Source organism: Streptomyces sp. NPDC025651 (genome assembly GCF_055558735.1).
The window spans coordinates 407,198-418,209 of the sequence record NZ_JBVHLZ010000010.1 but is presented as its reverse complement, the minus strand read 5'-3'; the positions used below and the strand labels follow the sequence as shown (position 1 = coordinate 418,209).

Sequence of the window (11,012 nt, the reverse complement as noted above, 5' to 3'; positions counted from 1 at the left end):
TCCTTTGTACTCACCCTCTCGGGCTTTCCTCCGGGCGCTTCCCTTCGGTATTTCGTGTTTCCAACCTTACCAGATCCGTTTTCCGTTCCGTTCCCAGTTCGGATTTCATTTCCGGTGGCCGTTGGAGGGCCTTTGCCTTTCGGCTGATCCGACTTTATCAGAAGTTTTCGGCCGGACTTACCGGCTCAAGTTTTCCGATTGATCGGGGTGGCTTCTTGATTAATGAAATTCAAGAAGCAGGGAGATGTTAGCCGCTGTCGCTGGACTTGTCCAGCTCTAGGCAACTGTTCGAATCTACCTCCCCAGTCCTTCCGTGTCAACGGTTTTCTTGGGGCGAGGAGGAGACTAACAGGTCAGAGGGGCCGTACGCACATCACGCTGCGAGGGGGACCGAAGCGCTGCGTTCGGCCTGGGCCAGGTCCCCTGTCTCGCCCTCGCGGGCCGCTCTACCGCCCAGCACATAGACGTACGCGAGGAATGCCAGTTCAGCGGCGATGCCGATCGCGATGCGGGCCCAGGTCGGCAGGCCCGATGGGGTGACGAAGCCTTCGATGGCGCCCGACACGAAGAGGACCAGGGCCAGGCCGATGGCCATGCCCAGGGCCGAGCGGCCCTCCTCTGCCAGAGCCGTACGCCGTGTTCGTGGGCCCGGGTCGATGAGGGTCCAGCCGAGGCGGAGGCCTGTGCCGGCGGCCACGAAGACCGCGGTCAGTTCCAGGAGGCCGTGGGGCAGGACCAGGCCGAGGAAGGTGTCCAGGCGGTCGGCCGAGGACATCAGGCCGATGCCGACACCGAGGTTGAGCATGTTCTGGAAGAGGATCCAGATGACGGGGAAGCACAGGAAGGCGCCCAGGACGAGGCACATCGCGGCGGCTTGGGCGTTGTTCGTCCAGACCTGGGCGGCGAAGGACGCCGCGGGGTGGCTGGAGTAGTAGGTCTCGTACTCGCCGCCGGGGCGGGTCATCGCGCGGAGTTCGTCGGGGGCCGCGATCGAGGCCTGGACCTCGGGGTGGGTGCCGATCCACCAGCCGATCACCGCTGCCAGGAGTGTGGAGAGCAGGGCCGTGGGGACCCACCAGCGGCGGGATCGGTAGACCGCCGCGGGGAAGCCGTGTGTCAGGAAGCGGGTCACGTCTCTCCAGGAGGCGCGGCGTGTGCCCGTCACGGCACTACGCGCGCGTGCCACCAGGTGCGTGAGGCGTCCGATGAGCTGGGGGTCCGGTGCGCTGGACTGGATCAGGGAGAGGTGGGTGGCGGTGCGTTGGTAGAGGGTGACGAGCTCGTCGGCCTCGGCTCCGGAGAGGCGGCGCTGGCGGCGCAGCAAGGCGTCCAGTCGGTCCCACTCGGCTCGGTGGGCGGACACGAAGACGTCGAGGTCCATCAGGTGGCTGCTCCTCGTACTGCGGCGCGTGACTGTTCAGCTTGGCAGACTGGCCAGTCCTACGGCAGGGCAGGGAAGGGCGGCGGGCGTGAGTGAGCTTGTGACGGGCGAGGCGGTGGCGCTGGAGCTGCGTCCCGCGAAGCTGCCGAGCCGGGCGCTGGCCGTGCTGATCGACTTGGTCGTGGCGTGGGCGGTCTATCTCGCGGTCACCATCGGCATCATCGCGTCGACGTCCTCGTTGGACGATGCCGCGGCTGCCGCGGTCGCGGTCGCCAGCTTCGTACTCGTGCTGGTCGGTGGTCCCATCGCGGTGGAGACGCTCAGTCGTGGGCGGTCGTTGGGGAAGCTGACGTGCGGGCTGCGGGTGGTGCGGGACGACGGAGGGCCGATTCGGTTCCGGCATGCGCTGGTGCGAGGGGCCGTCGGGGTCGTCGAGATCCTGATGACGTTCGGGGTCGTCGCGTGCATCGCGTCTCTGGTGTCGGCGCGTGGGCGGCGGCTCGGGGATGTGTTCGCGGGGACGCTGGTCGTACGTGAGCGGGTGCCCGCGGAGCAGGCCGCGTTCGTGCCTCCGCCGCCGCCCTGGCTGGTCGGGCGGTTCTCCGGGCTCGATCTGTCCGGGGTTCCCGAGGGGCTGTGGCTGGCGATTCGGCAGTACCTCACGCGGATGGGGCAGTTGGATCCGCAGGTGGGCTGGGCGATGGCCGAGCGGCTTGCCGGTGATCTGGCGGAGCGGACCGGGGCTCCGGCGCCGCAGGGTGTTCCACCGGCCGCGTACTTGGCTGCTGTTGTGCACGAGCGGCAGGCGCGGGATGCGCGGCGGGCCTTTGGAGGTGCGGTTGGTGGTGCGGGCGCTGCCGGGAGTCCTGTCGGTTCTGCGGGGCGCCCCGGTGCCGGGCCGGCGCCGGTCCGCGCGCCTTCGGCCGACGTGCCTGTGGTGGGCAACTCCGGCTCGGCGCCCGGGCGTTACGCGGCGCCTGTCGAGCAGAGTGCCGAATCCACGCCTCCGGCCACGGGGTTCGTGCCGCCCGCCTAGGTGAAGGTGGACGGCGGGGTTTCGAGGTGTTCGAGCTCGATGCCGGGGGCCGCGAGGACGACGTCGCCGGTGATGTGCACTGTGTGCTGTTCGCCGGTGTCCAGGGCTGTGACCTGGTATTCGTCCACGACCAGCGGGCCGTTGTCAGTGGCGTGTGCTTCGCTTTTCAGCAGGGCCCAGGACTGGTCGAGGGTGCGGGGGGCGAGGACCGGGTCCGTGAAGGCGACCAGGCGGATGCGGGTCGCGGGGGAAGCGGTGGTCAGACCCAGCAGTCGGGCCGTCGCGACGAGGAAGGCGGGGGAAGTGCCGGTGAAGGCGTGGGCGGGGGCGTTGTCTTCGGTGGCGTGGGCGCCGGTGGGGTCGGTGCGGACCCAGGTGACGCCGTTGAGGGCGCCGGCGCGGACCTGCCAGTCGCCCGCGTGGAGTTCGAGGCGGATGGGGCGGCCGCGGTCGTCGAGTGCGAGGTCGACCGAGCCCGCGGGGGTGCCTGAGGGGGTGGTTCGTTGGGACACGTAGCGCCAGCCGGAGGGGCCGGGCGCGCAGTGGAAGTGTTCTTCACCGAGGGGGGTGTGATCGTGCGGATCATGGAGCGAATATCGGCCGCGGGGCATGGGTCTCGGTCCTCGGTCCTGTTCCTGGCGTGAGTCTCGGCGTGCGTCGTGGCGTGTGTCGCGTCGGCGCAAAGGGGCAGGCCCCCGCCGCTGGGGCGAGGGCCTGCTGAAGTGGTGCTGACCGGTGGCCGGTCGGCCGTCAGTAGCGGTAGTGGTCGGGCTTGTACGGGCCCTCGACCTCGACGCCGATGTACGAGGCCTGCTCGGGGCGGAGCGTCGTGAGCTTCACGCCGAGCGAGTCGAGGTGGAGGCGGGCGACCTTCTCGTCCAGGTGCTTGGGGAGGACGTAGACGTCGGTCGGGTACTCCTCCTGCTTGGTGAACAGCTCGATCTGGGCCAGCGTCTGGTCCGCGAACGAGTTGGACATCACGAAGGACGGGTGGCCGGTCGCGTTGCCCAGGTTCAGCAGGCGGCCCTCGGACAGCACGATCAGGACCTTGCCGTCGGGGAACGTCCAGGTGTGGACCTGCGGCTTGACCTCGTCCTTGACGATGCCCTCGATCTTCGCGAGGCCGGCCATGTCGATCTCGTTGTCGAAGTGGCCGATGTTGCCCACGATCGCCTGGTGCTTCATCTTGGCCATGTCCGAGGCCATGATGATGTCCTTGTTGCCGGTCGTGGTGATGAAGATGTCGGCCTTGTCGACGACCTCGTCGAGCGTGGTGACCTGGTAGCCGTCCATCGCCGCCTGCAGCGCGCAGATCGGGTCGATCTCGGTGACGATCACTCGGGCGCCCTGGCCGCGCAGGGACTCCGCGCAGCCCTTGCCCACGTCGCCATAGCCGAGGACGACCGCGGTCTTGCCGCCGATGAGGACGTCCGTGGCGCGGTTGATGCCGTCGATCAGGGAGTGGCGGCAGCCGTACTTGTTGTCGAACTTCGACTTCGTCACGGCGTCGTTGACGTTGATCGCCGGGAAGAGGAGCTGGCCGTCACGCTGCATCTCGTAGAGACGGTGGACGCCGGTCGTGGTCTCCTCGGTCACGCCGCGGATCTCCGAGGCGAGCTGGGTCCACTTCTGCGAGCCCTCGGTGATGGTGCGGTTGAGGAGCTGCAGGATGACGCGGTGCTCGTCGTTCTCGGCGGTGTCGACCGAGGGGACCTTGCCGGCCTTCTCGTACTCGACGCCCTTGTGGACGAGGAGGGTGGCGTCGCCGCCGTCGTCCAGGATCATGTTCGGGCCGCCGGTGGGGGTGTTCGGCCAGGTCAGCGCCTGCTCCGTGCACCACCAGTACTCCTCCAGGGTCTCGCCCTTCCAGGCGAAGACCGGGACGCCCTGCGGGTTGTCCGGGGTGCCGTTCGGACCGACGGCGATGGCCGCGGCGGCGTGGTCCTGGGTGGAGAAGATGTTGCAGGAGACCCAGCGGACCTCGGCGCCGAGGGCGACCAGGGTCTCGATGAGGACGGCGGTCTGCACGGTCATGTGCAGGGAGCCCATGATGCGGGCGCCGGCCAGCGGCTGGGAGGCCGCGAACTCCTTGCGGATCGACATCAGGCCGGGCATCTCGTGCTCGGCGAGGGTGATCTCCTTGCGGCCGAACTCGGCGAGGGAGAGGTCGGCGACCTTGAAGTCCTTGCCGTTGATGAGAGTCATGAGTGAGCTGCTCCTCGTGGATCGATCGAGGGTGGACATGGCTGACCTGCGGCGTTGGGGTACACGAGTGCACCGACGCGCGCAGCGCAGTCCGTCGGAGGCCCTCTCTCCCTCGGACGATCCGTGCGTGGACCGCCCGACCGCCATCAGCAGCGACGTCTGGCTCGGTCTCAAAGCTACACCGATTGGCCCAGCAACCCCCAGCCCGCCTCCGGGCACGTCCTGACTGGCGGATAGGCCGTCAGACCCGGACGATATGGGACCTTTGCGCTTTTGATCCTGCGCTTACGTGTTGCAGGATGCCTTGAGATCGGGAACATTTGCGCGATCTTGTTTGGCAAAGGCGTAAGGAGATCCACGTGACCAGTCCGGCCGAGCCCCCCATAGGCGGGGCCAGCAGCGGGCAGAAGAGGCTGAAGCTGCTCGCGGTGACCGCCTGTCCGACCGGCATCGCCCACACGTACATGGCGGCCGAGAAGCTCTCGCAGGCCGCGGAGAGCCTCGGCATCGACATGAAGGTGGAGACGCAGGGCTCCATCGGGGCCGAGAACGTCCTGTCTGACAACGATGTCAGGGACGCCGACGGCATCATCATCGCAGCCGACAAGGACGTCGACCGCAGCCGCTTCGTGGGGAAGCGGGTGCTCTCCGTCGGCGTCTCCGAAGGCATCAGCCACCCGGAGCGGCTGATCGAGCAGGTGCAGAGCGCGCCCGTGCACGGCGGAGGCGGGGGCGGCGGTTCCGCCGAGCCGGTCTCCAGCGGCGGGGGCGGCAAGGAGCGCAGCGTCGCGTACAAGGCGCTGATGAACGGCGTCTCGTACATGATTCCGTTCGTCGTGGTCGGGGGGCTGCTGATCGCGATCTCGCTGGCCCTGGGCGGTGACGCCACGTCCAAGGGCTACGTCATTCCGGGAGGCACCTTCTGGGCGCACGTCAACGCGATCGGTGTCATCGGGTTCACGCTGATGGTGCCGATCCTCTCGGGATACATCGCGTACGCCATCGGGGACCGGCCCGCGCTGGTGCCGGGCATGATCGGCGGGTGGATCGCCAACACCGGTGACCTGTACGACTCCAAGGCGGGCGCGGGCTTCATCGGGGCCATCGTCACCGGCTTCCTGGCCGGCTATCTGGTGCTGTGGATCAAGAAGGTCAAGGTCCCGAAGTTCGTCCAGCCGATCATGCCGATCATCGTGATCCCGATCGTCGCGACGAGCGCACTCGGCCTCTTCTTCATCTACGTCATCGGCAAACCGATCTCCTGGGTCTTCGAGCATCTGACCGACTGGCTCAGCGGCATGACCGGGACCAGCGCGATCCTGCTCGGCGCGATTCTCGGCCTGATGATCGCGTTCGACATGGGCGGACCGGTCAACAAGACGGCGTTCCTGTTCGGTGCGGGCCTCATCGCGACCGGCAACCAGACCGTCATGGGCATGTGCGCCGCGGCGATTCCGGTCATGCCGCTCGGGCAGGGGCTCGCGACGCTGATCCGCCGCCGCCTCTACTCGCAGCAGGAACGCGAGACCGGCATGGCCTCGCTGTTCATGGGCTTGTTCGGCATCTCGGAAGGCGCCATTCCGTTCGCCGCCGCGCGGCCCGCGCAGGTCATCCCCGCCAACATGCTCGGCGGCGCCGTCGCCGGTGCCGTCGCCGGCATGGCGAGCGTGAAGGACGCGGTGCCGCACGGCGGGCCGATCGTGGCGGTGCTCGGCGCCGTGGGCGGCGTGCCGATGTTCTTCGTGGCCATCGCCATCGGTTCGGTCGTCACCGCGCTCACGACCGTGGCGCTGGTCGACCTCAGCGAGCGCAAGCGGCGCGGGGCTCCCCTGGTCGACGTGCCGGGCGGGCCCGAGCCGGTGCTCGCCGGGGTGGGCGCGACCGCGGGTGGCGCGGCCGTCGCCGCGGGGTCCCTGCAGAAGGAGCATGCGGCTTCCGCGCAGAAGGAACCGGCGGCTCCCACTGCCGCCGCCCCCGCACCGGAGCAGCCGGACGAGGTCCTCTCCGGCTATCTCACCGAGCAGACCGTGAAGGTCGAGCTGGCGGCGGGCGAGAAGGAGGCGGCGATTCGCGAGATGGCCGAGCTGCTCGCCACCACCGGCAAGGTCAACGACGTGGAGGAGCTGGTGCGCACAGCGCTGCGGCGCGAGGCGCAGGGCACCACCGGGCTCGGCGAGGAGATCGCCATCCCGCACGCCAAGACCGACGCCGTGGACTCTCCGATCGTCGGGTTCGCGCGGTCGGCGGAGGGCATCGAGTGGGGCGCGCTCGACGGCACGAAGGCCAAGCTGATCTTCATGATCTCCGTGCCGGAGGCCGCCGCCGGGGACGAGCACCTGCGGATCCTCGCCCTGCTTTCGCGGAAGTTGATGGACACCGGCTTCCGGGAGCGGCTCGAGGCGGCACCGGATGACGCCGCGATCCTCGACGTGCTGCGTGAGGTCCAGTAGTCGCGGGACAGGACCTCCCGGATACGTGGATGGGGCCCCGCACCGAGAAGGTGCGGGGCCCCATCCACGTATGAGCAAGGCGGGCTCAGTGGCCGCCGGGCGACTTCGCCGGGTTCTCGCCCGCCGCTGCCGCCGACTCGCTGTAGATGTCCGGCTCCAGATAGATCACGCGGGCGATCGGGACCTCCGCGCGGATGCGCTCCTCCGCGGCGTTGATCGCGGCGGCGACCTCGGCGGCCGTGTCGTCGTGCTGGACGGCGACCTTGGCGGCGACGAGGAGCTCCTCGGGGCCGAGGTGCAGCGTGCGCATGTGGATGACCTTGGTGACCGTGTCGCCGTCGACCAGGGCCTTCTCGATCTTGGCGACCTCTTCGGTGCCCGCGGACTCGCCGAGCAGCAGGGACTTGGTCTCCGCCGCGAGGACGATCGCGATCAGGATGAGCAGGACACCGATGCAGAGCGTGCCGATGCCGTCCCAGACGCCGTCGCCCGTGGCCAGGGCGAGGCCGACGCCGCCGAGGGCGAGGATCAGACCGACGAGCGCGCCGAGGTCCTCCAGGAGGACGACGGGCAGCTCGGGGGCCTTGGCGCGGCGCACGAACTCCTTCCAGGAGAGGTTGCCGCGCAGGTGGTTGGACTCCTTGATGGCCGTACGGAAGGAGAAGCTCTCCGCGATGATCGCGAACACCAGGACCCCGACGGGCCAGTACCAGTGCTCCAGCTCATGCGGGTGCTTGATCTTCTCGTAGCCCTCGTAGATCGCGAACATGCCGCCGACCGAGAAGAGGACGATCGAGACCAGGAAGGCGTAGATGTAGCGCTCGCGGCCGTAGCCGAACGGGTGCTGCGGGGTCGCCTCGCGCTGGGCCTTCTTGCCGCCGAGGAGCAGCAGTCCCTGGTTGCCCGAGTCGGCGAGGGAGTGGACGCTCTCGGCGAGCATCGAGGACGAGCCACTGAAGATGAACGCGACGAACTTCGCCACCGCGATCGCGAGGTTCGCGGCAAGTGCCGCGACAATCGCCTTTGTTCCGCCTGACGCGCTCATGAGTGCGGGGTGTCCCTTCGCCTTCGTACGTACCGACCACGGCGCCGGGCGTGCTTTGCCCGGCCTTTGCGGTGGGTCATTGTTGCAGCACGGGAGGGCGTTGGTGTGTCAGGCCACCACAGTGGCCCGGAAAACCGTGCCCACCCCGGACACTTCGGCCTTTTCGCCCGCGGGGACGAACGCGGACTGGCCGGGCGTCAGGGTCAGTTCGCCCGCGCGGACCGAGCCCGCCGTGCAGAGCAGGATCTGCGGGGTCGCGGCGGTGAGGTCGTGCGCGGCCGCGCCCTCGGGCAGCACGAAGCGGGAGAGGCGGAACTCGTCGATCGGGGTCTCGTAGACCTCTTCGCCGTCGGGTGAGGCCTCGGGGCGCAGGACGCCGGGGTCGGTCGACTCGAAGCGGACGATGCGCAGGAGTTCGGGCACGTCGACGTGCTTGGGGGTCAGGCCGCAGCGCAGGACGTTGTCGGAGTTGGCCATGATCTCGACGCCGAGGCCGTCGAGGTAGGCGTGCGGGACGCCGGCGCCGAGGAACAGGGCCTCGCCGGGCTGCAGTTGGACGTGGTTGAGGAGCATCGCCGCGATCACGCCCGGGTCGCCGGGGTAGTGGTGGGCGATGCCCGCGTACGGCGTGTAAGCACCGCCGAGACGCTGGGCGGCGGCCGTGACCTCGGTGACCGTCTCGGCCATCTGCTCGCGGTCGGCGCTCAGGACGGCCGTCAGGACCTCGCGCAGGGCGGCCTCTTCGGGGTGGGCGCGCAGCAGGTCGACGTACGGCTTGAGGGAGTCGACGCCCAGGGACTCCAGGAGGTCCGCGGTCTCGGCGGGGTCGCGGAAGCCGCACAGACCGTCGAACGGCGTGAGGGCGCAGATGAGTTCGGGCTTGTGGTTGGCGTCCTTGTAGTTGCGGTGGGGGGCGTCGATCGGGACGCCGCGGCGCTCCTCGTCCGCGTACCCCTCCTTCGCCTGCGCGAGGTTCGGGTGCACCTGGAGGGAGAGTGGGGCCCCCGCGGCGAGGATCTTGAAGAGGAAAGGCAGGCGCGGGCCGAACTTGGCGACCGCTTCCTTGCCGAGCTCGCGCTCCGGGTCCGCCTCGATGACCGCGTTCAGCGCGCCGCGCTCGGTGCGCGAGGGCGCGCCCGGGTGGGCGCCCATCCACATCTCGGCCTGCGGCTCACCGCTCGGTGCCACGCCGAGGAGCTCCGCGATGGCGGTGGTGGAACCCCAGGCGTAGGGGCGGATGGTGTTGGTGAGGCGGTCCACGGAGGGGCTCTCCCTTGCTACGTACGCGAATGCCGGACTGCGGCGGTGACCGGTCCGGTGGTCATGATCCGTCCCCCGAGGCGAGCGCCAGGTAAACGGCGGCGAAATCCGTGACGGCGATCAGCTCCGCGAGCGCCTCCAGCTCGTCGCCGCTCTCCGGTTCGAGCTCGCTGAGCGCGACGTCGTGGCCGTTCGCGAGCTCACGGGCGGCGGGCGCGGCGCTGAGGCCGCCCGCGTCGACGGGACGGTCGCGGAGCAGCACCACGCGCGCGCGAAGTGCCGCCGGGTCGTCGACGCGGTCGCGGAAGAAGTCGTCGGTGTCACCGCCGCCGCCCGCCAGGCCGCCGGCGAGGAGGGCGCCGTGCGCGGGCAGCGCCTCGGGCAGTTCGGCGGCGAGCGCGGGGTGTCCGGCGAGCTCGGCGAGGGTGGCGGCGAAGCGGCGTCCCGTGGCCCCCGCGGCCTGCCCCTCGGTCCAGATCAGCGGGAGCGCGTCGGCGAGCTCGGCGGCGAGCGTCTTGGCGGGGTTGCTGTACGTCGCGATGGCCGGTCCGCAGCGTTCCGCGACGGTGTCGAGGCGGTCGGCGACCTTCTGCAGGGCGTCGACGGGGGCGGCGATCAGGCCGGTGCGGTCGAGGAGCACGAGCAGCGGGACGAGGAGGGCCCACAGGGTGCCGGGGGCGCCGGGGGCGGCTTCGTCCTCGACGCGGCGTGCCTCGTACGACGCGGAGCCGCGGGTGGTCTCGTCGTGCGGGCCTTCGTACGCGCCGTAGGGCGAGGTGGCCATGGGGACCGTGAGGCCGTGGCTGCCCTCGACGCTCTCGGCGATGGGGGTGCGCGCGGGGGCGACCGCGACGACCGTGCAGCCGCGGCGGTACGCCTGCTCGGCGAGGAGCGAGAGGCCCGGTTCGGTGCCGTCCGGGGTGGCGATGAGCAGCAGGTCGACGGGGCCCACCCAGCCGGGCAGCGCCCAGCGCAGGGCTCCCCCGGCGGGTGCGACGCCGGTCGGGGTCAGCCGGACGACGGGGCAGCCGGTGCCCGCGAGGCCGTCGAGGAGGTCGGCCACGCAGACGGCCGCGGTACCGGGTCCGGCGATCAGGATGGCGCGGGGGCGGCCGTCGGGCTTGAGGTCCGTGAGCCCGGCCTCGGTGGCGTGCCGGACCGCGGTGCGGACGCGGGCACCCGCCTCTGCCGCGCCCCGCAGCAGTCCGCGGCGGTCTGCGCGGGCGAGCGCCTCGGGGGCGTCGAGCAGCGACTCGTCGAGCATGGGTGTCAGGCCTCCGATCGCGGTGCGCGGCTTCCTGCTGGGGTCCCTCAGGCGGGGCGGCGGGCCTCGTCCACCAGGAGGACGGGGATGCCGTCGCGGACCGGGTAGGCGAGGCCGCACTCCTTGGCGTCCGCCGTGCAGACCAGCTCGGTGTCCGTCTCCTTGAGAGGGGCGTGACAGGCCGGGCAGGCGAGGATCTCCAGGAGGCCGGCTTCGAGCGGCATGGGGTGGGTCCCTTCGAACGGATCGGGTGGGGTGCGCGCTGCTTCGGTGCGGCGATCGCGGGCGGTGTCCGCCGGGGAACCGCGCCGCCACCGCGCAGGATGCGGCCTGGTCAGCCTACCTCCGCGCGGGGCGCGGCGTGGGGGTGC

9 protein-coding genes are annotated in these 11,012 nt (G+C 70.3%); 2 read left to right on the top strand and 7 right to left on the bottom strand.

Annotation, left to right across the window (positions count from 1 at the left end):
* Positions 1 to 373: 373 nt before the first annotated feature.
* Positions 374 to 1,381 (bottom strand): stage II sporulation protein M, encoded by a 1,008-nt coding sequence (locus ACZ4D5_RS32500; RefSeq protein WP_467776027.1) that lies wholly within the window; start codon positions 1,379 to 1,381, stop codon positions 374 to 376.
* A gap of 88 nt (positions 1,382 to 1,469) precedes the next feature.
* On the opposite strand from ACZ4D5_RS32500, the gene ACZ4D5_RS32495 reads away from it, so the two are divergent.
* Positions 1,470 to 2,417, top strand: a complete 948-nt coding sequence (locus ACZ4D5_RS32495; RefSeq protein ID WP_467776026.1) for an RDD family protein — start codon at positions 1,470 to 1,472, stop codon at positions 2,415 to 2,417.
* Here ACZ4D5_RS32495 and ACZ4D5_RS32490 read toward each other — a convergent pair.
* Both ACZ4D5_RS32490 and ahcY read right to left on the bottom strand, forming a co-directional pair.
* Positions 2,414 to 3,028: a hypothetical protein gene (locus ACZ4D5_RS32490; RefSeq protein WP_467776025.1), complete on the bottom strand. Its 615-nt coding sequence runs from the start codon at positions 3,026 to 3,028 to the stop codon at positions 2,414 to 2,416. The two genes, ACZ4D5_RS32495 and ACZ4D5_RS32490, sit on opposite strands and share 4 nt — an antisense overlap.
* Positions 3,029 to 3,167: 139 nt before the next feature.
* Positions 3,168 to 4,622, bottom strand: a complete 1,455-nt coding sequence (gene ahcY / locus ACZ4D5_RS32485) for an adenosylhomocysteinase (RefSeq protein ID WP_467776024.1) — start codon at positions 4,620 to 4,622, stop codon at positions 3,168 to 3,170.
* A 359-nt stretch (positions 4,623 to 4,981) separates the two neighbouring features.
* On the opposite strand from ahcY, the gene ACZ4D5_RS32480 reads away from it, so the two are divergent.
* Positions 4,982 to 7,072 (top strand): fructose-specific PTS transporter subunit EIIC, encoded by a 2,091-nt coding sequence (locus tag ACZ4D5_RS32480; RefSeq protein ID WP_467776023.1) that lies wholly within the window; start codon positions 4,982 to 4,984, stop codon positions 7,070 to 7,072.
* Between the two features lie 85 nt (positions 7,073 to 7,157).
* Here the strand turns inward: ACZ4D5_RS32480 and ACZ4D5_RS32475 are convergent, their stop codons facing one another.
* The 4 genes from ACZ4D5_RS32475 to ACZ4D5_RS32460 all read right to left on the bottom strand — a co-directional run bounded on the left by ACZ4D5_RS32475 (position 7,158) and on the right by ACZ4D5_RS32460 (position 10,865).
* Positions 7,158 to 8,117 (bottom strand): cation diffusion facilitator family transporter, encoded by a 960-nt coding sequence (locus ACZ4D5_RS32475; RefSeq protein WP_467776022.1) that lies wholly within the window; start codon positions 8,115 to 8,117, stop codon positions 7,158 to 7,160.
* A 108-nt stretch (positions 8,118 to 8,225) separates the two neighbouring features.
* Complete coding sequence (manA, locus tag ACZ4D5_RS32470) at positions 8,226 to 9,377, bottom strand: mannose-6-phosphate isomerase, class I (protein ID WP_467776021.1); 1,152 nt, start codon at positions 9,375 to 9,377, stop codon at positions 8,226 to 8,228.
* Between the two features lie 61 nt (positions 9,378 to 9,438).
* Positions 9,439 to 10,641 carry an SIS domain-containing protein gene (locus ACZ4D5_RS32465; protein ID WP_467776020.1) on the bottom strand — a complete coding sequence of 401 codons (1,203 nt, stop codon included), beginning with the start codon at positions 10,639 to 10,641 and terminating at the stop codon, positions 9,439 to 9,441.
* A 47-nt stretch (positions 10,642 to 10,688) separates the two neighbouring features.
* Complete coding sequence (locus ACZ4D5_RS32460; RefSeq protein ID WP_362340425.1) at positions 10,689 to 10,865, bottom strand: Trm112 family protein; 177 nt, start codon at positions 10,863 to 10,865, stop codon at positions 10,689 to 10,691.
* Between the last annotated feature and the right edge of the window lie 147 nt (positions 10,866 to 11,012).